Raw genomic sequence first — 23,391 nt, forward strand, 5'->3', positions numbered from 1 at the left:
CGGGGTGAAGTCTGCGCCACACCCGTGGGGCACCGGGTGAGGTCGCCTGCCGCCTGCCGGGATAGTCTCACCGGCAGGCAGCCCTGAGTAGGGAGGGACTCCAGAGTGAAACGTCGCACGGTGGGTTCGAGGATCGGCTCGGTCGCTCCGGTCGCGGTCGCCTTCGGTGCCGCACTGCTCGTCACGGGCTGCGCCGCAGGCCAGATCACCCAGACGGACACCCAGGTGGCGGCTATCAACGGCACCTCGGCGCAGGTCGGCACGATCGCGATCCGCAACGCCGAGGTCTCCTACCCGGAGAGCGACGGGTCCGGCCCGGCCGTCTACCAGCCGAACAGTGACGTGCCCACCACCATGTGGCTCGTGAACGAGGGCAACAAGGCCGACGAACTGGTGTCCGCGCGCACCGACGCGGCGTCCACCGTCGCCATCGAGGGGTCCAAGGTCGTTCCCGCGCAGCGCACGCTTGTGCTCGGCGCCGACCAGCCCGCGACGGGCGAGGTGACGGGCGATCCCACCAGGGGCACGCTCACTCTCAAAGGGCTGACCAGGCAGCTGCGGCCGGGGCAGATGGTGGAGATCACTCTCACGTTCCGTGACGCGGGCCAGGTGACGTTCGAGATGCCGGTCACGGTGCCGGACGAGCCGAGGGTCAGCACGGCCGAGCCCGGTGGCGGGCACGGCGGCGGTCACTGACGCGCTGTCGCGAACGGTCCACGTCGCGGGCTGTCGGTGGTGCGCGTTAGCGTCTGCGCGTGGTGAGGAAGGGTTCGAGTTTCCGCTGCGCCGAGTGTGGCTTCGAGGTCGCGAAGTGGGTCGGTCGCTGCCCCGAGTGTCAGGCGTGGGGCACGATCGAGGAGCGCGCCGGTTCGCGCGCTCCGATCGCCAAGGTCGCGGCAGGCGCGCCGAGTTCGCCCGCCAGGCCCATCGCCGAGGTCGATGTGGAGACCTCCCGTGCCAAGCCGACCGGGGTTTCAGAACTCGATCGGGTGCTCGGCGGCGGACTTGTGCCGGGAGTCGTCGTTCTCCTCGCCGGTGAACCGGGAGTGGGGAAGTCAACGCTGCTGCTGGAAGTCGCCTATCAGTGGGCGGCGCACAGCGGGGCCGCCGCGCTGTACGTGACGGGCGAGGAGTCGGCGGGACAGGTGCGGTTGCGTGCCGAGCGCACCGGCAACGTGCACGACCGGATGTTCCTCGCAGCGGAGAGCGACCTCGCGGCCGTGTTCGGACACGTGGACGACGTCAAACCAGGACTCTTGATCGTGGACTCGGTCCAGACCATGTCGTCACCGCAGGCCGAGGGAGCGCCGGGCGGGGTGACCCAGGTGCGCGCGGTGACAGCGGCACTCGTGGCTCTCGCGAAGGAACGCGGGCTTCCGGTCGTGCTGGTCGGCCACGTCACCAAGGAGGGGTCGGTGGCCGGTCCGAGAGTGCTGGAGCACCTCGTCGATGTGGTCCTGCACTTCGAGGGCGACAAGCACTCCACGTTACGCATGGTGCGCGGTGTGAAGAACCGGTTCGGCGCCGCCGATGAGATCGGGTGCTTCGAACTCCACGACGACGGCATCGAAGGTGTGCCCGATCCGTCCGGCCTCTTTCTCAACCGTCATGCGGAAGCCGTTCCCGGCACGGCGGTCGCGGTGACCGTGGAAGGCAAGCGACCACTGCTGTGCGAGGTGCAGGCCCTTGTGGCGGAATCCGCGCTCCCGCAGCCGAGGCGTGCTGTCAGCGGCCTGGACTCCGCGCGGGTGAGCATGGTGCTCGCGGTGCTGGAGAAGCGATCGGGCAATCCGATCGGGGGCAAGGACGTGTACACGGCCACGGTCGGCGGCATGAAGGTCACCGAACCGGCCGTTGATCTCGCGGTCGCGCTTGCCGTGTGGTCGGGGATGCGTGAGGTCGCGCTGTCCCCCCGGCTGGTCGCCATCGGTGAGGTGGGGCTGGCAGGCGAGGTGCGCAGGGTCACCGGGGTCGGAAGGCGGCTGGCCGAGGCGGCGCGATTGGGCTTCACGCACGCGCTCGTGCCCCCGGATCCCGGCCCGCTGCCGGACGGCATCAAGACATTGGAGGTCGGAGACCTCGCCAGCGCATTGCACGCCGTCGAGTACGTGCCGGGAACCGTCTTCTGAACCGGGTCGGCCCGGCCGACGCTCGTTGCCGTCGGCCGGGCCGTTTCCGTGCTCGCGAGGCGCGCCGGTGTCAGCTCTGCGAGAGCAGCCGGGCGCAGCGGATCAGGCCGAGGTGCGAGTACGCCTGCGGGTGGTTGCCGAGCGAGCGTTCGGCGACGGGGTCGTACTGCTCGGGAAGCAGGCCCGTCGGGCCCGCGGCGTCCACGAGCTGCTGGAACAGCTCCCGCGCCTCGGTGCGCCTCCCGGTGAGCAGGTACGCCTCGATCATCCATGCCGCGCACAGGTGGAAGCCGCCTTCGCCGCCGGGCAGACCGTCGTCGCGCCGGTACCGGTAGACGGTGGCGCCGCTGCGCAGTTCGGCTTCGATGGCCGTGACCGTTGACTGGAACCGCTCGTCCTGCGGGTCGAGAAGCCCTGCAAGGCCCACGAAGAGCGAAGCGGCGTCGAGGTCGGTGCCGTCGTAGGCGGTGGTGAACGCCTGCACCTCCTCGTTCCAGCCGTTGGTCAGCACGTCCGAGGCGATGCGGTCGCGCAGCTCGGGCCAGCCGACGGGAACGGGACGGCCGTAGATCTCGGCGAGCTTGATGGCCCTGTCGATGGTCACCCAGCACATGACGCGGGAGTACACGCGGTGCCTCGGGACGTGCCGTTCCTCCCAGATGCCGTGGTCGGGTTCCGACCAGCGGCGCGTGACGGCCTCGGCCATGGCACGCACGAGCTGCCAGTCCTCGTCACGCAGTTCGCCCCTCGCCTCGGCGAGCGTCATGACGAGTTCGACCACGGGTCCGAAGACGTCGAGCTGCACCTGGTGGTTGGCGAGGTTGCCGACGCGCACCGGCCGGGAGCCCTTGTAGCCGGGCAGTGAGTCGATCACCGCTTCCGCGCCGAGCTGGGTGCCCGCGAGCGTGTACAGCGGGTGCAGGCGTTCGGGGCCTGCCAGCGTGGACAGCACCCCGTGGAGCCAGCGGAGGAAACCCTCGGCTTCCTCCAGCGAGCCGAGCTCCACCAGTTCGCGCACCGTCATCGCGCCGTCGCGGATCCAGCAGTAGCGGTAGTCCCAGTTGCGGACTCCGCCGATCTCCTCGGGCAGCGACGTGGTGGCCGCAGCCATCACACCGCCCGTGTCGGCGTCGGCGAGGCCACGCAGGGTCAGCGCCGACCTCGCCACGAGTTCCGGCTCCACCTGCGGCAACTTCAGAGCGGTCGCCCACTCGCTCCAGTACCGGCCCGCCCTCTCCCTTCGCTCGATCTCGGTCAGCTCGTGAGGACCGAGATCGGTGGTGCCGCAACGCAGCTCCAGCACCACGGGCTTGTCCTTCTCCAGTGGAACCAGCGCGCTGGCCGTGTCGTGCAGGCCGTCGCTGGTGATCTCCCACTGCACGCCGGGGGAGCGCAGCACGAACGGCTCCGAAGTGCCGAGCACACGCAGGCCGTCCTCCTCGCGGAGGAGCCGCACAGGAACGCCACCGAACTCGGGCCTCGGAGCGAACACGATCGAGGCCGTTGTCTCACCGCTGACGACGCGAACGAGGTCGGTGCGGTGCGGAGCGCTCTCCGGTTCGAGGTAGTCGGTGACGAGTAGGCGCGACCAGCGGGTCTCCACCGTCATCGTGTTGGGAAGGTAGCGCTGGCCGAGCGGCAGCCCGTTGCGATGCGGTTTGATCGAGAAGTGGCCTGCGCCCTCGCCCCCGAGCAGGTCGGCGAACACGGCAGGTGCGTCGGGGCCGGGGTGGCACAACCAGGTCAGTTTCGCGTCGGGGGTGAGCAGGGCTACCGAACGCTCGCTGGCGAGCATCGAGATCCGCTCGATGGGCGGCGCCTGCTCCCCGTACAGCCAGTTGCGGCGTTCCTCCAGCAGGAATGCGAGCACCGTGGCGACGTCCTCGGTGTCGTCGATCCGGTATCGCGCCAGCGTGTCGCCGTCGCCGACCTTGACGCCGAGGTCGGGGCCGTGCAGGCGGGCGAACACCTTCTCGTCGGTGACGTCGTCGCCGAGGAACACGGCCGCGCTGGCACCAACCTGGTGGCGAAGCGTGTCGAGCGCGCTGCCCTTGTCGGTCTCGACGACGGCGAGTTCGACGACTTCCTTGCCGTCCGTGGTGGTGATGCCCTTCCACGTCGAAGGTCCGGCGTGGACGGCGGCGACGACCTCACGCGCGGCGGTGCGGTCGGCGCGCCGCACGTGCACGGCGACGCTCGCGGGCTTCACCTCCAGCGAAGCGCCTTCGACACCGTCGATGATGCGTGCGAGTTCGGCCTCCAGCTCGCGATGGAGGTTGCGGGCCTCCGAGTCGAGTGCGTGCACGAAACCGATGTCGAACTCCGAGCCGTGGCTGCCGACGAGATGGATCTCGCCTGGCAACCGCGACAGGATCGCCAGGTCGCGGAGAGCGCGGCCGGAGATCACGGCGCAGGTGGTCTCGTGCAACGAGGCGAGAGAACGCAAGGCACCCACCGACTCGGGACGGGCTCTCGCCTCGTCCGGATTGGTCGTGATGGGGGCAAGCGTCCCGTCGTAATCGCAGGCGACCAGCAGGCGCGGCGTCCTGGCGATCGCAACGATCGCACGCCGCAGCTCAGCAGGCAGGGCCTCGGCGGTCAACACTCCTCCTTGGGGAGTTGAGCAGCTTTTCGGGGGGAAGTTCAGGTAGCCGCTTCGGTCCCGAGGGCTTCGAGGAACGAGCGCGCCCACCTATCGACGTCGTGCGTCAGTACCTGACGACGCAAGGCGCGCATCCTACGCCGACCTTCCGCTGGGTCGAGCGTAATGGCCTGCTCGAGTGCGTTCTTCACCCCGTCCAGGTCATGGGGGTTGACCAGAAAAGCGCTGCTCAGCTCGGCTGCGGCTCCCGCGAACTCGGACAGCACGAGCGCGCCACCAAGATCATGACGGCAGGCGACGTACTCCTTGCACACCAGGTTCATGCCGTCGCGAAGCGGGGTCACCACCATGACGTCGGCAGCGGAGAAGAACGCGGCGAGTTCGGCGCGGTCAACCGACTGGTGCAGGTAATGCACCGCTGGGTGTCCGACCCTGGCGAACTCGCCGTTGATGCGGCCCACCATCTGCTCGATCTCACTGCGCATCTGCTGGTAGTGCTCGACGCGTTCGCGGCTCGGCGTCGCGAGCTGGATGAAGGTGACGTCCTTCGGCTCGACCCTGCCCTCCTGGAGCAGTTCGTGGAACGCCGCGAGGCGCAGGTCGATGCCCTTGGTGTAGTCGAGGCGATCGACACCGAGCAGAACGACCTTCGGGTTACCGAGATCGCGGCGTACCTGCGCGGCGCGTTCCTGAACGGCCTTGCTCCGCGCGAGGGAGTCGAGCCCTGCCGCGTCGATCGAGATGGGGAAAGCACCGACCCGCACGGTACGGTCGCCCACCTGCACCATGCCCGGCCTCGACCGCACACCCACCGAGCCCCGGCTCGGTTCGAGGCCGATGAGCTGTCGCGCCAGCCACAGGAAGTTCTGCGCGCCGCCCGGCCGGTGGAAGCCCACGAGGTCGGCTCCGATCAGGCCGCGCACGATCTCCGCCCGCCACGGAAGCTGCATGAACAGCTCCACAGGAGGGAACGGGATGTGCAGGAAGAATCCAATGCGCAGGTCGGGACGCAGTTCCCGCAGCATGCTCGGCACGAGCTGAAGCTGGTAGTCCTGCACCCACACGGTCGCGCCCTCGCCTGCCACCGCCGCGCTCGCCTCGGCGAACCGCCGGTTGACGCGTACGTAGCTCTCCCACCAGCCTCTGTCGAACACCGGCCTCGCCACCACGTCGTGGTACAGCGGCCACAGCGTGGCGTTGGAGAAGCCCTCGTAGTAGTCGCGCACGTCCTCGGAGGTCAGCGTCACAGGGTGCAGAACGAGTCCCTCGTCGCTGAACTCGTCAACCTCCACGTCGGGGACGCCGGGCCAGCCCACCCACGCGCCCTTGCGCGAGCGGAGGAATGGCTCCAGCGCGGACACGAGCCCGCCGGGGCTCTGAGTCCAGCGCTGGGTGCCGTCCGCCGAGCGTTCGAGGTCAACCGGCAGGCGGTTCGCGACGACCACGAACTCGGCTCGCGCGCTGGACCGTGAGGTGGACGTCGGTTCCGGGGATGACTCTGACAGCTCCGAGGAAGGCACCGAAGACATGCTCAAACAGTAACCCGCGTTGCCTATTCGAGGGGGCGGCCAGTGTTCAGAGGCCCGGCCATGCGGGGCCCGGAGAGCTTGCGTTCGAGCCTGCCGAGGCCTGTCTTGACGGGCTGGGCGAGGAACTCGCCGAGCACCACTCCGGCGGCCAAGGCCAGCCCGATCGCGGCCGCCGACATCAGAATCCTGATGTCACCGCCGTTGACGAGCTGAGACATGCCACGGTAGGTCGAGAATCCCGGCAGCAGCGGGGTGATCCCGGAGACCGCGACGACGAGCGGGGTGACCTTCAGCCTGCGGGCCAGCACACCGCCGCCGAACCCGACCAGCGTCGCGGCGACCGAGGCGGCGAGGATCTGGTTGTACCCGGCGAGGCTCAACGCGCCATAGGCGCCGGCGCCGACAGCGCCTGCCACGGCCGCGACGGCCATCGGCCGGAACCTGGAGTACGACGCCAGCGCGAAGCAGACGGCCGCACCCGTTCCCGCGATCATCATCACGGGGAGGGTCAGCGGCGTGTACGCCGGTGTGGCAGGCACCGGTGTCCTGGTGGCACCCAACTCGGCTGCCAGGCTGATCGCGGCACCGACCCCGGTGATGAGACCCGCACTCATGATCGCCACTTCGAGTGTCCGCCCGGCCGCCGTGACGTAGTAGCCGGTGATGGCGTCCTGCACGGCGGACACGGTGGAAAGCCCTGAAAGCAGCACCGTCAACGCCGCGGCCACGACGAGCGTCGGTCTCTCCAGTTCGAAGACGTCGAGGTTCACGATGGCGATGGCCGACAGCGTCGCGATGAAGCCACCGACCACCTGCTGGAAGAAGAACGGGAGCGCGCCTTTGTTCAGCAACCGGCCGACGCGGTCCACGAGGGCACTGATCACGAAGGAGATGACGGGAAGCCACCCTCCGCCGCCGAGGAGCAGGGTGACGAACCCGGCCATGCCGCCCCAGGCGAGCGTCGAGACCCAGCGAGGGTAGGGGTGGTCGGCGTTGGTGATCCGCGACAGTTCCGTATAGGCGTCCTCGGCACTGATCCGGCCACGGATCAGTTGCTGCACAAGACGTTCCGTCTCGGACAACCGCGTGTAGTCGAGGCTGCGCGACCGCACGACCCGCAGTGCCGTGACGGGAGGGAGGTCGCTGCCTCGGAGACAACTCACGGTGATGGACGTGAAGATGACGTCCACCTCGCAGTGCGGGAGACCGAGTGCGCGGGTCAGGGCGAGGATGGTGGCGGTCACGTCCGAGGCGCCCGCACCGCTGGCCATCTGAACCTCGCCGATGCGCGTGACGATGTCCAGAACCATGTGGACGGTGGCCTCGTCGGGCAGTTCCGGCCCGATGGCCGCCTCCTGGAGCGGCTCCACGGCGGGCAACTCGCCCGTCGGTGGCTCAAGGATGTGCCAGGCTCGCTGTCGGATCCGGCGGCCCTGCTGTCGCTGTGCGCGCTTCTCGGACTGTTCCTCGGCTGGTGCTTCCAGAATCTGCCACGCGTGACGGCGCTTGGGTGCTGCCGCACGAGCGCGCGGCTTCAGTTTCATCTCCACCTCCTCGGAAGTCCCAGCTGTCCCCCGGAGAGCAATCGGCAGTATGGCCTCGACCGTTGCACCCTTGGGGCCGTGGCGTATACCACATCGTTGCGCGAACGTGACCTCGTTCCACGGTAGTTGCTGAAAGGCCCTTCAGCAGGGACGGAAGGCAGTACGGGGGCATGCTGTGGCGCACATCGCTGTGGATATAGTTGGGGTGGATCCGCACGCATTCGCCGGTGTGCGTTCCAGGCCGGTATAGCTCAGCTGGTAGAGCATCTGTCTTGTAAACAGAAGGTCAGGGGTTCGAGCCCCCTTGCCGGCTCTCTCGTTGTTTCGCGGCGCTCGCGCGCTTCGCGGGTGCGTCCTGTATCGGGGTGCTTACGACGCTGTGCGAGCAGTCGCGCACCCTGCGAGCAAGTTCCCACTCGGTCGGTTCACGACGGGCCGCGATGCGCGAATCGTCCCGTACAGTCGAATCCTGGATGTCTCGTTCTTCGAGGAGCCCGCAGTGAACGCGGCTTTCGACCAGCCATTTCCCGAATCCCCGAGTCTCCTCGCCGGATCGCCTCGCCCCGGCGACTGGGCGCACGTGCGGTTCATCGAGGGGCTTTCCCGCCAGCTCGCGGGGGCGTTGAACGTTCGGCGCGCGGCCTACCGCGCACTGGACTTCGCCATCCCGTACCTCGGCGACTGGGGAATGCTGGCCTTCTTCGACGCCGACAGCGTCTCCGTCTACTCGCAGGGCCGTAACGGCAGAGTGGCAGGCCCCGTGCTCCTCGGCCGCCTCGATCCTCTTCAGACCCTCGGCCGGTTCCGGAGGAGGGGTGTCACGGAGCGGTATGCGGCACCTCAGAACGACATCGGTGCCGTCCTTGCCGAGCTGATCCCGTCAACACCGCTTCTGGAGGAAGCGGAGGCACACCGACCCTCGGCTGTTCTCGCCGTCGCACTCACCATCGGTGGCGTCACCAACGGAGTGTTCGTCGTCGTCCGAGGTGGGGGCAGCGACTACACCGCGAGCGACGCGGCGGCGGGTGAGGAGTTCGCAAGGCGGGTCTCCACAACGCTGGAGTCGGCGAGGCTCTACGAGGAACGCGCCCAGACGGCGGAGGCGCTGGAGCAGGTGCTGCGCCCACCCGAGTTGCCTCAGTATCCGGGCGTGTTCATGGCCGCCCGCTACCGGCCGGGTGAGCAGCGCCTGCGGATCGGCGGCGACTTCTACGACGTGCACGGCGACGCGGACGACTTCACCGTGGTGATCGGCGATGTCTGTGGCAAGGGCATCGACGCGGCCGTGTTCACGAGCCTGGCCCGGCAGACGATCAGGACAGCGGCCTTCTTCGATCGGTCACCGGCAAGGGTGCTCGGGGCGCTGAACGAGGTGTTGCGCACCCAGTTGTCGCAACGGTTCGTGACAGCGGCGTGCGCGCGGTTCCTGCGCAGGCCGGGGGAGCGGGTGATGACGGTGACCGTGTCGGTGGCGGGACATCCGCCGCCGCTCGTCCTGCGGGCTGACGGCACCGTGGAGGAGTTCGCCGTGGCAGGCACGGTCGCGGGCATCGTGTCAGGGCTCTCGTTCACCGAGGCCGAGTTGGGGCTCGGCGCGAAGGACACCATCCTGCTCCACACCGACGGGGTCGAGGAAGCGCGCGGGAGGGAGGGGTTCTTCGGCCACGACCGGTTGCGCCTCATGCTTCCCGAGTACGCGGGGGCGAGCCCAGGCACCCTCTGTGAGGCGGTCGAGCAGCGCGTGCTCGAACACCTCGACGGCGCGGCGCACGACGACATCGCAGTGATCGCCGTGCAGAACGGAGCGTGAGCCGGATGTCCTCGGCCCCGATATCGCACGACACCGGCTTCGAGGAGTTGTTCTTCCGGTTCGAGCGGGCTCTCGCCGAGGGCAACGCCTCCGCCGCCGTCGCACTCGTTGACGAGGCACTCGACGGCGACATGGAGCCTGTTTCCCTGCTCGGCGACGTGATCACGCCCGCGCAGCGCCGCATCGGTGAGAGGTGGCAGCGCGGGGAGTGGTCGGTGGCGCAGGAACACATCGCCACCGGGATCTCGCTCGCCGCGGCGGAGGCCGTGGCGCGAAGGGTCCGCTCACTGCCCATCACCAAGGGCCGCATCATCGTCGGGTGCGCGGAACGTGAGTGGCACGCGCTCGCCGCGATGGTCGTCGCGACCTGCCTGCGTGCCAGGGGATGGCAGGTGACCTTTCTCGGGGCGGCGACACCGGCCGAACGTCTCTACTCCTACCTGCACCAGGTGGAGCCCGACGTCGTGGCCGTGAGCTGTTCCGTCGCCGGCGGACTGCCGAGCACGCGCCGTGGCATCGAGTCGGCGACAACGGCTGGTATTCCCGTGCTGGTGGGTGGCGCCGCGTTCGGGAAGGACGCGAGGCGTGCGCGGGCGCTCGGCGCGACGGCGTGGGCTCCGACGCTGCGTGAGGGTCTCGACCTCGCGGACCAGCTGCCCGCGACGGTCGATCCGGTGTCCCCCCTGCCGCAGGACGTCGTCTTCGAGCAGCGCACCCTCGACGCCGAACATCACCACTTCGCTCGCCGGATCAGCGACAGGTGGGAACCGGCCAGGGTCGTGGACCGGGGCGACATCGTCACCGACACCGATCTCACGCTGGTGATCCGCGATTGCGTGGAGCAGCCGCTGCGCACGCTCGAAGGTGCGCTGCTCACCGGAGACGGACGGCTCGTGCGCGATGCGGCCACCTGGGTCGGCAACGTGCTGACTTCGCGAGCCGTCCCGGTGTCGGCCGTTGACGCGCTGCGCGCCGAAGTCCTCGACGTCGTTCGCTCGCTTCCGAGGACCCGCGCGATGACCGAACAGAACTGGCCTCCCACTGCGGAGACCGGCGAGCCCAACGAGAACGCCGAGAACGTCGAGGGCTGAACTTCGCGAGATCGCCGCGTTCACTCCCGACTGGCGTGACAAGATCGTCGCTACCAGTGACATCTTTTCGGGAGGATTCCGGTGACCATAGCACCGCGAGCACCGCGAGCACCGCGCGACGTGGAGCAGGAGTATCCGACAGCAGAGGTGGTGGCCAAGCTCCGCCGCCTTGCCGACGCGCTCGAAACCGAGAAGCCGTTTCGTATCCAGATCGCCGGTGAGCGGATCAGGGTGCCCGCACATGCCACGTTCTCGATCGAGCACGAGCGCGGTGACGGCGAGGAGGAGATCGAGTTCCAGCTCAAGTGGAAGCTGGACGACGACTCCGACGACGAGGACGAGGACGACGAGGATTCCGAGGACACGGACTCCGGCTCCGACTCCGCCGATGACGCCGCCGACAAGGCTGTCGTCTGACGGTGGCCCGAGGCCGTGTGAACGGCTGTGACCTGCCTTCGCCTGCTGACACCGCCGCAGGCGAAGGCTGGTCGGTCACCGCCAGGCCGTCCGCACCTCGGTGAGCGTGAGCTCGTCCGATCCGCCCGCACGATGCTGGATCGTCCACACCTCGCGTGCCGAGTCCGGGAAGCCGTACAAGAAGCCGCCGTCGTCGCAGCCGTAGCTCAAGGGCTGGCTGTTCCGGGTTTCCGGAACACCGAGCGCCTTGACACACCGGGTGCCGTCGGCCAGCTCAAGTCCCCAGTGCGGGTCGGCCTGCGTGGCGACCCGCGCACCGGCGCCGAGATCCTCCAGCACGTAGACCTTGGTGACGTCGGAGCTTCCCGGGCCGGACACGCACAGGGCCACGGTCGTCATCCCGAATGCTCCGGCGGCTTCGTTGTCCGGGTCTCGTTGTTCCACCACGGGACGCTCCGGCACGAAACACGGGTCCATCGCCACGGACGTCTCCTTGGTGAAGCAACGGCGGGCCAGCTCGTTCTCCGGACTGAGCGCGGAGGGCAGGCAGTTCGCGGACACCGACTGAGTGATTCGCAGTCCCGGTGCGGGCTCGCCCTCGCCGGTGAACGGGCGCACCGTCGTCGTGCGGGTCTCGGTCACAGGTGCGCTCTGCTCTGGTCCGGCACCGCCGCAGCCTGCCGACGCCGCTGCCGCGAGTAGCCCCGCCGCGATCGCCGCCGCGCGCCTGGCCCTCTTCTCCCGCACAGCGTGGTGCCCCTTCCTTCCGAGCCCGGGTACCGTCGAGCGAGTTCCGAGCGTAATCAGCTGACCTCGTGCCTCGATCCTAGGGAGGAACCGCGGTGCTCGACCTGATTCTGCGTGACGTGCGTGCCCTGACCATGTGCGAGGACCGACCGAGAGCCCACACCGTCGGGGTACTCGGCGGGCGCATCGTGGGTGTGGACGAGGAAGTGGAGGGTCTTTCGGCACGCACCGTCGTCGATGGTGGCGGCGCGGTGCTCACACCGGGTTTCGCCGACGCGCACAACCACATGGTGTGGTACGGCCTTTCGCTCGCGGAGATCGATCTCTCGGGGTGCCGTTCCTTCGACGAGCTCTACGACATGGTGGCCAGGCGTGCGGCGCGGCTGCCGTCCGACGCCTGGGTCATCGGGTCGCGCTACGACGACTTCGTGCTCGGCGGGCATCCCGACCGCGCGGCCCTCGACAGGGCTGGCGGAGGGCGCCCCGTCTGGCTCAAGCACCGCTCGGCACACATGTGTTCCGTCAACAGCGTGATCCTCGGCCTCGCGGGCATTCTGGACGGCACGGCCACCGTGCCCGAGGGCGGTGTCGTGGAGCGCGACGCTTCGGGCGAGCCGACCGGCCTGCTCGCCGAGCAGGCACAGCAGCTCGTCGATGCGCTGGTGAAGCCGTATCCGGTCGAGGAGCTGGCTGAGGCCGTTGCGCGGGCGGCGAAGGTGTACGTCGCCGAAGGGCTCACGCACGTCACGGAGGCGGGTGTCGGCGGTGGCTGGATCGGCCACAGTCCCGCCGAGGCCGCCGCCTACCAGCTCGCGCGGCAGCGCGGTGAGCTGACCGTGCGCGTCGAGCTGATGCCTGCGGCCGAGACCCTTCACCCGCTTGTCGGCGACCTCGTCGGGCTGGATCTCGGGATACGCAGCGGATTCGGGGACGACTTCCTACGTGTCGGCCCGATGAAGATCTTCACCGACGGGGCGTTGAGCAGCAGGACCGCTGCCGTGACGGAGCCGTTCGAGGGCGACGGCGGGCTCGGCGTGCTCGGCGACGACCCCGAGGTGCTGCGCAAGCGCATCCTGGACGCGCACCGCAGCGGCTGGCGGGTGGCGGCACACGCCATCGGCGACCGCGCGATCGACCTGACACTGGACGCCTTCGAACAAGCGCAGCGCGAGTTCCCCCGGCCGGGAGTGCGGCATCGCATCGAGCACGCGGCGATGGTGAGGCCCGATCAGCTTCCGCGTCTCGTGGCGCTCGACATCGTGCCCGTCCCGCAGGCCAGGTTCCTGTACGAGATCGGCGACACCATGCTGAAGTCGCTCGGTGAGGGTCGCGTGCCGTGGCTGTACCGGCACCGGTCGTTCCTCGACGCGGGGCTGCGCGTGCCGGGCAGCTCCGACCGGCCGTGTGTGGGAACCGGTGCTCCGCTGGCCGGGATGCGGAACATGGTCGAGCGCACCACCAGCGCGGGCGTCGTTCTCGCCGAGGACGAGCGGGTGGACGCCGTCGAGGCGTTGCGCGCGTTCACGACGCACGCGGCCTACGCGGCGGGCCAGGAGGACCGGCGTGGGCGGATCACGGCAGGTATGCAGGCCGACCTCGTGCTCCTCGACGACGACCCCACCGCCGTGCCAGCCTCGTCCATCGACTCCGTCGGTGTGCTGGCCACGTTTGTGGCCGGTGAGGCTGTGCACGGCGGTGAGTCGCTGACCTACGCCGAGCGAGCCGACTGACCCCGTCTCCGAACGACCAACTCCGTCCCCGAACGACCCACTCCGTCTCCGAACGACCAACTCCGTCTCCGAACTGCAAACTCTCGTCCACAAAGTGCAAACAAGCGTCCACAGGCTGCGGACACGCGCGAACATCGCCGTGTCCGCAGCCTGTGCACAGGTGTTGGCACTTCACGTACGAGTGCCGGCACTTCACGGACGTGCGCTCGGGGTTTTCGGTACCGGCTTCAGCGGCGGGGGAGTGGCAGTCGCTCGAAGGTGATCGTCTCGTACGGCCGGTCGCTGCCCGTCTCGTACAGCAGGCCGATCGTGCGCCGGTCGAGCTGGACGAGGTCCGAGTAGGCCGCGGGGTCGTCCGACACCGTGTGTGCCACCCCCCATGTCCTCCCGCCGTCCTGGCTCACCCGAACGGCCATCGCGCGCCGCTGTGCCGGGTGGGAGGGTGCCGAGAACAGCAGAACGTTCGGCTGCGTCGTTTGCAGGACACTGCCCTGGACCCGAGGGTCCACAATGGTCGGCTGTGGCGCGTAGGGCTCGACGAGCGACTCCCCGCCGTCCGTGCTGTAGGCGTCCACCCTGTTGCCCTCGGCGGTGCCGTGGTCCCTGCTGTTGAAGTACAGCGTCCCGTCGGGAAGTTCGGCCACGGTGCTCTCGTTCGCCGCGATCACGCCGTCGGTGCGGTCGTCGGTGAACCCGATCCGCCACGTGTGCCCGCCGTCGTCGCTGATCAGGCTGTGTGCGCCGTAGTATTTGGCCTCGGTGCCGATGTCCGTGGACCCCTCGGGCGGAGCACTGGAGTGGTTGGCGGGGACGACGATCCGGCCGGCGTGTTCGGAGTTCCGAAGCACGATGGCGTGGCCGGGTCCGGTCGCGTACCACCGCCAGTTTTCCGCCTTCGCGACGTCGGTGATCTCCCTGGCCCGCGAGAATGTCCTTCCGTCGTCCGTGCTCCGCTGCACCCATACCCTTCGAGTGTCCTCATCGGATACTGTGCCCGACATGATCTCGTGTTCGGTGACGCGGCCGTTGCGCGTGGTCAGGAGCACGATGTCGCCGTCGGGAAGCACGACGGGGCTGGGATTGCCGGCCGTGGCGTCGCCGTTGCTGGACACCACGGACAGCGGCCCCCATGTGCACCCGCCGTCGTTCGAGCGCCGAACCACGATCTCGATGGCGCCGGTGTCACCGCCCGACTCGATGCGTCCTTCCGCGAAGGCGAGCAGGTCGCCGGACTGCGCTCGTACCAGCGCGGGGATGCGGAAGGTGTGGTAGCCCTCCGTTCCCGAGGTATAGGGGACGGCGCCGGTGCAGTGGTCCGCTGTGGCGGGAACGGGAGCGGCCAGCACGGCTCCCGCGGCCACCGCGGCGGCCAGTGAGAGTGCGCTACGTCGGGACAGGGCGGGCATCGTCGCCTCCTCGCTGTCGGGTTCTGGACATAGGACGTCCGATGTCGGCAAACTAGAGAGCCCGGCACACGATGGTCAAGACCAGTGCGACCGAACGGAGCAGTCATGCCCGTCTTCCGTCAGCGAACAGTCCTGCTCGTGCTCGCCCTGCTCGCGCTCGTGGCAGGCACGGCGGCAAGTGACCCCCGTCCCGCAGCCGTAGACGACCCCCGTCCCACAGCCGACCTCGCCGGAAAGGCCGTCCTGTCACCCGGAACCCACGGCTATCACTGCTATCGCATCCCAGCGCTCGTCACCACGAACGACGGCACGATCCTGATGTTCGCCGAGGGACGCAAGCCCGACTGTTCGGACTCGGGAAGGCACGACGTGATCGTCGTGCGCTCCACAGACGGCGGTGCCACCTGGAGCGATCCGCACGTGGTTCACGCGGGCGGCGATTCCACGGCACACAACCCCACGCCCGTCGTGGACTCGCGCACCGGCAGGGTCGTGCTGCTGACCAGCCGGAACTACCGCAGCGCATGGGTGCAGCACAGCGACGACGACGGCGTCACGTGGTCGGAACCCGTCGAGATCACGGACTCGGTCGCGGAACCGGGATGGACGTCCTACGCCACAGGGCCCGCGCACGCGATCCAGCTCACGCGAAGTGTGCACAGGGGACGGCTCGTGGCGGGGACCACCTACCGCACGGCCGACGGCACCAAGGGCGTCGCGTTGATCCACAGCGACGACGGCGGGCTGACGTGGCGGCTCGGCGCCTACGACCACGAGGCCGCACCCGAGTTGAACGTGCAGGAACCCTCGGTGTTCGAACGCCCGGACGGCTCGCTGTTCGTGCTCGCGCGCAACGAGAAGGGAACGAGCGAGGCGACCGTGGCGTCGGCGGTCGCGGTGGACGGCGGTTCGCGGTTTTCCGAGCGCTTCCACGCGGGTGCGGCCGAGCGGAGCCTCGCCGTGCCCACGGTGCAGGCATCCACGCTTGAACTGCGCGCGACCGACCGAGGTGATCGCTACAACCGCGTGCTGTTAGCGGCGCCGTCCCGCCAGGGGGAGACGCGCGAGCGCATGGCGATCCGCTCCACGTACAAGGGCGGAGCGGAGTGGGTCGATCCCTCCGGTGGCACGGTGGTCTACGAGGGGATGTCGTCGTACACCGACCTGACACTGCTCGCCGACGGCCGCGTCGGCCTCGCGTACGAGCGGGCAGTGCACTGGTCGCACGGATACCTGTGGTTCACGACATTCACCGAAGCCGACCTCGGCCTTCCCGACGGCGACACCGAAGGGTTGCCGGTGACCCAGGACTCGTCGCCGAACGACCTTGACGCCTGGCTGCGTGGTGGGGCGGCCGTCGTGCCGGGGAGGTTCGGCGCAGCCGTGGCGCTGGACGGTATCGACGACCACGTGCAACTGCCCTTCGCCGAGAAGCTGGCGGTGAGCAGCGGCGATTTCACCTGGTCGGCCTGGTTCTCCTACAGCGGCGGCTCATCGCCGCAGCCGTTGCTGTGGGCGTACAACCAGGGTTCGGTGTACTCGCAGGTGTGGCTGCGAGCTGAGCCGGGGCAGAACCGGCTCAGGGCGTGGGCGCAGAGCGGTGAGGACGTCGCCGTGCTCGAAACCGGCGACGCCTACGACGATCGACGCTGGCATCACGTGGCGCTGCGCCGAGCCGGCGACCGGTTCACGTTGCATGTGGACGGTCGGATCGTCGCGTCCACCTCCGCACCGGAACTCGGTTCGGTGAGCCCGAAACGCCCGTTCGCCATTCACCTCGGGCAGCGGCTCGACGGGGCGCAACACCTCGCAGGCAAGCTGGACGAGGTTCGCCTCTACGGCAGGGCACTGGGAGACTCGGAGATCAACGCGTTGTACGGGTCGAACGCCGTGATCACCGAGGGACTTCGCATCCGGCTGGCGTTCTGACCGGAAGTGGCAATCCTGCCCCGGACTCCGAGGGAAGAGCGGCTGTGACGAAACACACCCAACAGGTTCGGGGTGCCGCAGGTGGCGAGAGCCGCGCGCGGGAACGCACGTGATGTGGAGTTGGCGCCAGCGCTGCTGGATGTGGCGTTGGCGCCACCACTGCTGGATGTGGCGCTCGCGCCACACCGGTTGCGTGAGGCAGCCGGCGGAGATGAGATGGCCGCGTGCTCATCACGGACGTGAAGGAGACCATGCCGGATGCGTGACAGGATGCGGGAGCTGCTCGACGCCGTCGATTCGCAGCAGGAGGAACTGGGCAAGGCTGCTGGGCTGCTGCTCGACGTGGTGAGCGGGGACGGCATCGTCCACGCGGCTGGAGCAGGCCATTCGCTGGCGATGGTGTGCGAGACGTTCTACCGTGCAGGTGGTCTTGCCGCGGTGCGACCCCTGTGGGACCCCGAGGTGCTTCCGCTGACGGGGGCGCTGCGCAGCTCGGCTGCCGAGCGGGTACCTGGCAGGGGGCGAGGTCTCGCCGAACGCGCCGACATCCGCACCGGCGATGCGGTGGTGGTGTTCTCCACCAGTGGCCGTAACCCGTACCCGGTCGAGATCGCGCAGGTGGCGAGGGATTCGGGTGTGCCGGTGGTGGCTGTCACGTCTACCGCGGCGTCGGCCGCGGCCACCGACCGCAGCGGCAGCAGGCTCGCCGATTTCGCCACCGTCGTCCTCGACACCCATGTGCCGCCGGGCGACGTCGTGTATCCGGCCACCGCGCCCCGGACCTCGGCCGCTTCCACCGTCGCCGCTGCGTACCTGTGGGCGGCACTGCTCGCCGAACTGGAGGACCTGGCCGTTCACCGAGGCGTGGAACTTCCGTTGTGGACGAGCGCCAACGTGCCGGGTGGGGACGAGCGCAACGTGGAGCTCGTGGCGCGCTACGGCGAACGCATCCCGGAGCTGTCGGCCTGAGCGACCCACCTCGGCAGCCCGAACAGGTCGAACACTTCGGGGCCGAGATAGTTCATCACGTGCCTGATGCCGTCGGCCGACGGATCCAGGATCTGCACGAGAAAGGCGTCGTAGCCCTCGCCGGAGGTGGCACGGAAGTACTGCGCGAAACCCGGCTGCCCGTTGGCCGTCACCGGAACCATGAGGATGCCACCCGGCTTGCCGGGGCAGCGGGTGGCGAGGTGGCGTCCCACGGCGTCCGCGCCCCGGTACCACGACACGAACGGCGGCATCTCCCACACGATGTCGGAGGTGAACAACTCCACCAGCCTCGGGATGTCCTTGCGTTCGAACGCCGCGACGTAGTCGTCGAGCAACTCGCGCCGTGCCGCTTCGGTGGGTTCCGTCACCGCGTCGGGACGCAAGGTGAGGTCGTCCATCGTCGCGCGGGCACGCTGGAGCAGGCTGTTGACGGCGGCGGTCGTCGTGTCGAGAGTGTCGGCCACCTCCGAAGCGCGCAAGGCCAGCACGTCGCGCAGCAGGAGCACCGCACGCTGTCGAGGTGGCAGATGCTGGAGTGCCGCGACGAAGGCAAGCCGGATACTCTCCCTCCCCGAGACGACGGCGGCGGGATCGTCGGGCAGATCGACCAGCGTGTCGGGCATCGGCTGCAACCACGGCACCTCACGACCGTTCACGAGGTCGTCGGAAGGGTCGCTGCTCGTGCCATCGACGCCACTCGGAGTGGGCCTTCTCCGCATACCTTTCAGCGCGTTGAGGCACGTCGTTGTGGCGACCCGGTGCAGCCACGTGCGCAGAGACGACCTGCCCTCGAAGCCTGCGTAGCCACGCCACGCCCTGAGCAGGGTCTCCTGGAGCACGTCCTCCGCCTCGTGCGCCGAGCCGAGCATGCGGTAGCAGTGGGCCAGCAACTCGCGACGGTAGGGAGCGACCTCCCGCGCGAAGGCGGGGTTGGCGGCCGTGTCGGTACTCACGCCGGCAGGGTAACCACGCACCCCGACAGCGGAGAAACGGCGCGGAGACTCAGGGTTTCACCTGCGCCACGGCGGCCATCCCCGACATCTCCAGCACACGGCGGGTTGGGGTGCCGGGGGGCGCGATCACGGTGCACGTCGTTTGCAGGAGGCGGAGTCGCTCCGCGAGGGCGAACAGAATCCGCAGCCCCGCGCTGTCGATGTAACTCAGCCCGGCGAGGTCGATGGTCACGGCGAGGAGATGGTTGTCGATGGACGCGAAGACCTTCTCCTTCACCACATCGCTGTTGGAGAGGTCGATCTCGCCGGTCAGGAGGATCTCGACGGTGTTGCCGTGTGAGCGGACCTCGACATTCGCAGTGGTCATGCCTGCTCGCTCTCCGCCAGTCGCTTTCGCAGCACAACGCACGTGCCTGTCTGGTCGTGGTCTACCGTGACCTCGTCGCAGAGCTGGCGCATGAGCTGTGTTCCCCTCCCTCGGTGGGTGCCCCTTGGGGATCGCCACGTACCCGTGTCGCAGATCCCGATTTGGACTTCGAAGTCATGTGCTTCGAGGTGAAGTTCCACCTTACCGCCCTGCGGTCCGTAGGCGTGCTCGATCGAGTTGGCCACGGCTTCGCCCACAGCGATGAGCAGGTCCGCGATGTCGTCCTCGGTGGCTCCCACCGTGGGCAGCCACCGCCTCAGCTCCCCGCGCACATCGGCGAGTGACTCGGGGACGGCGTCGATCTCCAGGTCCAGCTTCCGGGACGCCGTGGAGGGCTGCCTCCGAACGGCGAGCACAGCGACGTCGTCGGCGGGTGTCTCCTCGCCGATGAGTTTGCTCATGACCTCGGCGCACAACAGCTCGGCAGGGCCGGTGCGGACGGCCTCGCACAGCAGCCGAAGCCCGTCGTCGAGCTGGCGCTGCCGCCGCTCCACCAATCCGTCGGTGTAGAAGAGCAGCGTCCCGCCGGAGGGAACAGCGATCGTGGTGGTGCGCCTCCCCTGCGCGGAGGAGCTGACCCCGATGGGAGCGTCCACCTCGGCCTCGGTGAGAAGGCGGCTCGGCGCGTCCTGCACCGCGAGGACCGGGGCGAGGTGGCCTGCCAGGGAGAGGCGCACCGCGTCGAACGACGGCTCCCAGATGCCGCACGCCACCGTCGCCATTGTCTCGGGCTCGAAGTGCCTGACATGCCGATCGACCTTGGCGAGCACCTCGGCCGGATCGTCGCTCTCCAGCGCGTACGCGCGGAGGGTGGTTCGCAACCGGCCCATCACCATCGCGGCAGCGAGCCCCCTGCCGACGACGTCGCCGACGGCCACACACACTCTGCCGGACGGCAGGGTGAACACGTCGTACCAGTCGCCGCTGATCTCAAGGCGCTCGCCTGGCACGTAGCGGGAACCGAAGTCGAGGCCGGAGACCCGTGGCAGCTCGGCAGGCAGCAATGAGCGTTGGAGAGTGTTCGCCGCGTTGCGCTCGGTGGAGCTGAGCTGGCTTCGCACATGCACGGCGACTCGGTCACCGACGACCCGCAGCCACTCCACCTCGTCGTCGTCGAACCTGCGCTCCTTCGTCGTGCCGACATGGAGGATGCCGAGCAGGTGGTTCTCGGCGAGCAGGGGAACGCCGACGAGGGTGCGCAGTCCCTTCCGCCATAGAAGCGGGTTGACCACGGTTTCCGCGTTCACGGCGTCGATGATGTACGGCTCGCGCCTCGCGGCGATCCTGCCAGCGAACCCCTCGCCAACGCGAATCCGGACGCCCTGCCGTACCTCCTCCTCCAAACCCGAGGAGGCGGCGGCGATGAGTTGCTGCTCAGTGCTGTCGAGGAGAAGGACCGTCGCCGTGTCGGCGTCGAGCGTCTCGCGCACCCTGTCCAGTAATTCCTGGAGAACCTCTTCGAGGCTCAGGTACGCGAACTTCGCGTCGGTGACCGCCTCGATCCGGCGCAGGCGGTCTTCGGCTCTTCTCATATCGACCGCCCGTGGCATAGAGGCGAGCATAGTCTCCGGGTACGTCTTTGGCAGCCGTCGCAAACGTGATGCTCCGCGCTCCCTGACGCCGTGTCCGCACTTCTCGTACGCGTGTCCGCACTTCTCGTACGCGTGTCCGCACCTTATGCACGCGTGTTTGTGTCGCACGTTGCGAACACCCGCGCACAGGCTGCGGACACGCGGGATCACAGGGTGGGGCGGTCGCTCGCCAGCAGCGGGGCGAAGAGGTCGCCGTGGTCGGCGACCCTGCCGAGCGTCTCCTCGGCGAGAAACACCAGATCGGCGGGCTCTTCGCATGCCTGGACCTCCTCCCAGGTCACCGGGGTCGAGACGGTCGGCGACGGCCTCGCGCGCAGCGAGTACGGGGCGATGGTGGTCTTCTTCGGATTGTTCTGGCTCCAGTCGATGAGCACCTTGCCGCCTCGGAGGTTCTTCGCCATGCGGGACACGACGAGTTCCGGCTTCTCGCGTTCGAGGTGCTCGGCGAGTCGCTTGGCGTAGTGGCTCGTGCGTTCGGCAGAGCGGGTCCGGACGGGCACGTACAGTTGCAGCCCTTTCGAACCGCTGGTCTTCGGGTAGGCGGTGAGGCCGTCGTCCGCGAGCGTGTCACGCAGCAGCGATGCGACCTCGCAGCACTCGACGATCGTGGCGGGGGCTCCCGGGTCGAGGTCGAACACGAGCAGGTCGGGGGCGCGCTTCGCGCCACGGGGACCAACCGTCCATTGCGGAATGTGGAGTTCGATGGCCGCAAGGTGTGCTGCCCACACCAGCGTGGGAAGGTCCTGCACGAGCGCGAAGTCCGCGCTCTCCGCGCCACGGGAACTCCCCGGAGTCTCGATGCGCACGGTGCGTACCCAGTCGGGTGCGTGGCCTGAGACGTTCTTCTCGAAGAAGGACTTCGCCTCGACGCCGTTGGGATAGCGTTTCAGGGTGAGCGGGCGGTCTCTCAGGTGTGGCAGCAACACCGGTGCGATGCGCACGTAGTAGTCGATGACCGCTCCCTTGGTGAACCCGGATTCCGGGTAGAACACCTTGTCCAGATTGGACATCCGGAGGCGGCGGCCTTCGATCTCGACGAGTTGCCCTGTCATCGTGCCGTCCCCTCGGGGCCACGGTCCGGTCGCAGCCCACGCCAGGTCGGCGCGCGCAGCCTCCCTTCGTCCGTCCACGCCTTGAACGCCACCTCGCCGACGAGTTTCGGGCTCACCCAGTGGGCATCTGCCGCCCTGCTCTTCGGTAGCGGGGTGGTGAACGGTGTTCTCCTGCGCTCCAGCCGCCGCAGCCGGGCCGCCAGCGACCGCAGGGTCGCGTCGTCGAAGCCGGTGCCGACCTGACCGACGTACCTCAGCCCCTCGCCGTCCGGTATGCCGAGCATGAGCGAGCCGAACGTGCCGGACCGCCTTCCCTCGCCAGGCCGCCATCCGCCGATCACCACTTCCGACGTGAGCAGATCGGTGATCTTCACCCATGACCGGGAGCGTTCACCGGGACGGTAGGGCGCGTCGAGCCGTTTGGCGATTACTCCCTCGAGGCCCTGCTCAGCCGCGGCCACCACCACGGCATCGCCGCCCCCGGTGAAGCTGGGAGGTACCCGCCAGTGCTCGCCCGAGATGTCGAGTCGCTCCAGCAACCGGCGGCGCAGTCGGTAGGGCAGGCCGAGACACGAACGGCCGTCGAGGTGAAGCAGATCGAACACCAGGTACGTGACAGGGTGCTGCCGGGACAGCCGCCGTGCGTGCTGCTCGCCTGCGTGGATGCGGTTCCGCAACGCGGCGAAACTGGGCCTGCCGTCCCGTATGGCCACGATCTCGCCGTCCAGCCAAACCTTCGTGCTGCCGAGTTGCTCGCCGAGCGGGCGAAGTTCGGGATAGGCCGCGCTGATGTCGTCGCCACGCCGGGAGTGGAACGTCGCTCTGCCGCCTTCGACCCTGGCGAGTGCGCGCACGCCGTCCCACTTGAACTCGTAGGCGTACTCGGCATCGTGCTCCGGATCAGGCAGCGTTCCCGCGACGGCCAGCATCGGCTTCAGCTTCTCCGGCAGTGGCGTCCACTCGGGATCGTCGGGTGGGTCGGAGCGGATGACGTTCCAGTCTCTGCCGTTCTCCTCGCCACCACGGGAGCGGAAGAACACGTACCGCCCGTGGACGCGTTCGCCGTGGAGCACCACGGACACCTCGTGGTCGTTCCACTTCAGGGTTTCGTATCGGCCCCTGTCCCAGATCGTCATGCGCCCCGCGCCGTACTCGCCGCTGGGAATGTCGCCGGAGAAGGTGGCGTACTCCAGAGGATGGTCCTCGGTGTGGACGGCGAGGCGCACGGTGCCCGGCTGCTCGGGAAGGCCCTTCGGCACGGCGAAGGACACGAGCACGCCGTCGCGTTCCAGCCGCACGTCCCAGTGCAGCCGCCTCGCGTGGTGCTCGTGGATGACGAACTGCTCGCCCCCACCCTCTCCCGGTTCCACGTCGTCGGGCAGAGGTTCGGGAGTGCGTCCCTTCCTCCGTTTCGCCCGGTACGGATCGAGTCGAGAAGCCATG

General features: G+C 68.7%; 18 protein-coding genes and 1 tRNA gene. 9 read left to right on the forward strand and 10 right to left on the reverse strand.

Annotated elements, in window-relative coordinates:
• Positions 1-105 precede the first annotated feature (105 nt).
• Together SACXIDRAFT_RS12605 and radA are read left to right on the forward strand one after the other, a co-directional pair.
• Positions 106-696 carry a copper chaperone PCu(A)C gene (locus SACXIDRAFT_RS12605; protein ID WP_006238947.1) on the forward strand — a complete coding sequence of 197 codons (591 nt, stop codon included), beginning with the start codon at positions 106-108 and terminating at the stop codon, positions 694-696.
• Positions 697-755: 59 nt separating this feature from the next.
• Complete coding sequence (radA, locus tag SACXIDRAFT_RS12610) at positions 756-2,129, forward strand: DNA repair protein RadA (RefSeq protein ID WP_006238948.1); 1,374 nt, start codon at positions 756-758, stop codon at positions 2,127-2,129.
• A gap of 70 nt (positions 2,130-2,199) precedes the next feature.
• Here radA and otsB read toward each other — a convergent pair whose 3' ends face one another.
• The 3 genes from otsB to SACXIDRAFT_RS12625 are packed head-to-tail and all read right to left on the reverse strand — an operon-like array spanning position 2,200 to position 7,804.
• Positions 2,200-4,731 (reverse strand): trehalose-phosphatase, encoded by a 2,532-nt coding sequence (gene otsB, locus SACXIDRAFT_RS12615; protein ID WP_006238949.1) that lies wholly within the window; start codon positions 4,729-4,731, stop codon positions 2,200-2,202.
• Between the two features lie 41 nt (positions 4,732-4,772).
• Positions 4,773-6,260 (reverse strand): alpha,alpha-trehalose-phosphate synthase (UDP-forming), encoded by a 1,488-nt coding sequence (locus SACXIDRAFT_RS12620; protein WP_006238950.1) that lies wholly within the window; start codon positions 6,258-6,260, stop codon positions 4,773-4,775.
• A 23-nt stretch (positions 6,261-6,283) separates the two neighbouring features.
• Positions 6,284-7,804 (reverse strand): threonine/serine exporter family protein, encoded by a 1,521-nt coding sequence (locus SACXIDRAFT_RS12625; protein ID WP_006238951.1) that lies wholly within the window; start codon positions 7,802-7,804, stop codon positions 6,284-6,286.
• 240 nt (positions 7,805-8,044) lie between these two features.
• On the opposite strand from SACXIDRAFT_RS12625, the gene SACXIDRAFT_RS12630 reads away from it, so the two are divergent.
• The 4 genes from SACXIDRAFT_RS12630 to SACXIDRAFT_RS12645 all read left to right on the forward strand — a co-directional run bounded on the left by SACXIDRAFT_RS12630 (position 8,045) and on the right by SACXIDRAFT_RS12645 (position 11,122).
• Positions 8,045-8,117: transfer RNA gene (locus tag SACXIDRAFT_RS12630), tRNA-Thr, on the forward strand.
• Between the two features lie 186 nt (positions 8,118-8,303).
• Positions 8,304-9,614: a PP2C family protein-serine/threonine phosphatase gene (locus SACXIDRAFT_RS12635; protein WP_006238952.1), complete on the forward strand. Its 1,311-nt coding sequence runs from the start codon at positions 8,304-8,306 to the stop codon at positions 9,612-9,614.
• A gap of 5 nt (positions 9,615-9,619) precedes the next feature.
• Entirely contained in the window at positions 9,620-10,705 is a 1,086-nt protein-coding gene (locus tag SACXIDRAFT_RS12640; RefSeq protein WP_006238953.1) for a cobalamin B12-binding domain-containing protein, read from the forward strand.
• An 87-nt stretch (positions 10,706-10,792) separates the two neighbouring features.
• On the forward strand, positions 10,793-11,122 hold the full coding sequence (locus SACXIDRAFT_RS12645; protein WP_040922627.1) for an amphi-Trp domain-containing protein: 330 nt from the start codon (positions 10,793-10,795) through the stop codon (positions 11,120-11,122).
• A 75-nt stretch (positions 11,123-11,197) separates the two neighbouring features.
• Here SACXIDRAFT_RS12645 and SACXIDRAFT_RS12650 read toward each other — a convergent pair whose 3' ends face one another.
• Positions 11,198-11,869 carry a hypothetical protein gene (locus SACXIDRAFT_RS12650; RefSeq protein ID WP_040922156.1) on the reverse strand — a complete coding sequence of 224 codons (672 nt, stop codon included), beginning with the start codon at positions 11,867-11,869 and terminating at the stop codon, positions 11,198-11,200.
• 95 nt (positions 11,870-11,964) lie between these two features.
• On the opposite strand from SACXIDRAFT_RS12650, the gene SACXIDRAFT_RS12655 reads away from it, so the two are divergent.
• Complete coding sequence (locus SACXIDRAFT_RS12655) at positions 11,965-13,599, forward strand: amidohydrolase (RefSeq protein ID WP_006238956.1); 1,635 nt, start codon at positions 11,965-11,967, stop codon at positions 13,597-13,599.
• A gap of 227 nt (positions 13,600-13,826) precedes the next feature.
• On the opposite strand, the gene SACXIDRAFT_RS12660 is transcribed toward SACXIDRAFT_RS12655, so the two are convergent.
• Positions 13,827-15,005, reverse strand: a complete 1,179-nt coding sequence (locus SACXIDRAFT_RS12660) for a sialidase family protein (RefSeq protein WP_006238957.1) — start codon at positions 15,003-15,005, stop codon at positions 13,827-13,829.
• Between the two features lie 105 nt (positions 15,006-15,110).
• Here SACXIDRAFT_RS12660 and SACXIDRAFT_RS12665 point away from each other — a divergent pair, with 105 nt between their 5' ends.
• Positions 15,111-16,934 (forward strand): sialidase family protein, encoded by a 1,824-nt coding sequence (locus tag SACXIDRAFT_RS12665; protein ID WP_006238958.1) that lies wholly within the window; start codon positions 15,111-15,113, stop codon positions 16,932-16,934.
• 258 nt (positions 16,935-17,192) lie between these two features.
• A complete protein-coding gene (locus SACXIDRAFT_RS12670) occupies positions 17,193-17,903 on the forward strand; it encodes a sugar isomerase domain-containing protein (RefSeq protein WP_006238959.1) in 711 nt (236 codons plus the stop codon).
• Here SACXIDRAFT_RS12670 and SACXIDRAFT_RS12675 read toward each other — a convergent pair.
• The 5 genes from SACXIDRAFT_RS12675 to ligD (SACXIDRAFT_RS12695) form a co-directional block, all read right to left on the reverse strand.
• Positions 17,870-18,877: a sigma-70 family RNA polymerase sigma factor gene (locus SACXIDRAFT_RS12675; protein WP_040922157.1), complete on the reverse strand. Its 1,008-nt coding sequence runs from the start codon at positions 18,875-18,877 to the stop codon at positions 17,870-17,872. The two genes, SACXIDRAFT_RS12670 and SACXIDRAFT_RS12675, sit on opposite strands and share 34 nt — an antisense overlap.
• A 49-nt stretch (positions 18,878-18,926) precedes the next feature.
• Positions 18,927-19,244: an STAS domain-containing protein gene (locus SACXIDRAFT_RS12680; protein WP_006238961.1), complete on the reverse strand. Its 318-nt coding sequence runs from the start codon at positions 19,242-19,244 to the stop codon at positions 18,927-18,929.
• A complete protein-coding gene (locus tag SACXIDRAFT_RS12685; RefSeq protein WP_040922158.1) occupies positions 19,241-20,854 on the reverse strand; it encodes an ATP-binding SpoIIE family protein phosphatase in 1,614 nt (537 codons plus the stop codon). The genes SACXIDRAFT_RS12680 and SACXIDRAFT_RS12685 overlap by 4 nt, the downstream gene beginning before the upstream one ends.
• Before the next feature lie 188 nt (positions 20,855-21,042).
• Positions 21,043-21,948, reverse strand: coding sequence for a non-homologous end-joining DNA ligase (gene ligD, locus SACXIDRAFT_RS12690; RefSeq protein WP_006238963.1), 906 nt, complete (start codon positions 21,946-21,948; stop codon positions 21,043-21,045).
• Positions 21,945-23,390 (reverse strand): non-homologous end-joining DNA ligase, encoded by a 1,446-nt coding sequence (ligD, locus tag SACXIDRAFT_RS12695; RefSeq protein WP_040922159.1) that lies wholly within the window; start codon positions 23,388-23,390, stop codon positions 21,945-21,947. Before ligD (SACXIDRAFT_RS12695) ends, ligD (SACXIDRAFT_RS12690) begins: the two co-directional genes overlap by 4 nt.
• Position 23,391: the final 1 nt, after the last annotated feature.

The sequence above is a fragment of the Saccharomonospora xinjiangensis XJ-54 genome, from assembly GCF_000258175.1.
Taxonomy (GTDB): domain Bacteria; phylum Actinomycetota; class Actinomycetes; order Mycobacteriales; family Pseudonocardiaceae; genus Saccharomonospora; species Saccharomonospora xinjiangensis.

Bases quoted from the DNA above. Each gene is read 5' to 3' on its own strand.
- SACXIDRAFT_RS12660 (WP_006238957.1), bottom strand. From the start codon at position 15,005: ATGCCCGCCCTGTCCCGACGTAGCGCACTCTCACTGGCCGCCGCGGTG.
- ligD (WP_006238963.1), bottom strand. From the start codon at position 21,948: ATGACAGGGCAACTCGTCGAGATCGAAGGCCGCCGCCTCCGGATGTCC.
- SACXIDRAFT_RS12685 (WP_040922158.1), bottom strand. From the start codon at position 20,854: ATGCCACGGGCGGTCGATATGAGAAGAGCCGAAGACCGCCTGCGCCGG.
- SACXIDRAFT_RS12670 (WP_006238959.1), top strand. From the start codon at position 17,193: ATGCGTGACAGGATGCGGGAGCTGCTCGACGCCGTCGATTCGCAGCAG.
- SACXIDRAFT_RS12625 (WP_006238951.1), bottom strand. From the start codon at position 7,804: ATGAAACTGAAGCCGCGCGCTCGTGCGGCAGCACCCAAGCGCCGTCAC.
- SACXIDRAFT_RS12620 (WP_006238950.1), bottom strand. From the start codon at position 6,260: ATGTCTTCGGTGCCTTCCTCGGAGCTGTCAGAGTCATCCCCGGAACCG.
- SACXIDRAFT_RS12680 (WP_006238961.1), bottom strand. From the start codon at position 19,244: ATGACCACTGCGAATGTCGAGGTCCGCTCACACGGCAACACCGTCGAG.
- SACXIDRAFT_RS12665 (WP_006238958.1), top strand. From the start codon at position 15,111: ATGCCCGTCTTCCGTCAGCGAACAGTCCTGCTCGTGCTCGCCCTGCTC.
- ligD (WP_040922159.1), bottom strand. From the start codon at position 23,390: ATGGCTTCTCGACTCGATCCGTACCGGGCGAAACGGAGGAAGGGACGC.
- SACXIDRAFT_RS12640 (WP_006238953.1), top strand. From the start codon at position 9,620: ATGTCCTCGGCCCCGATATCGCACGACACCGGCTTCGAGGAGTTGTTC.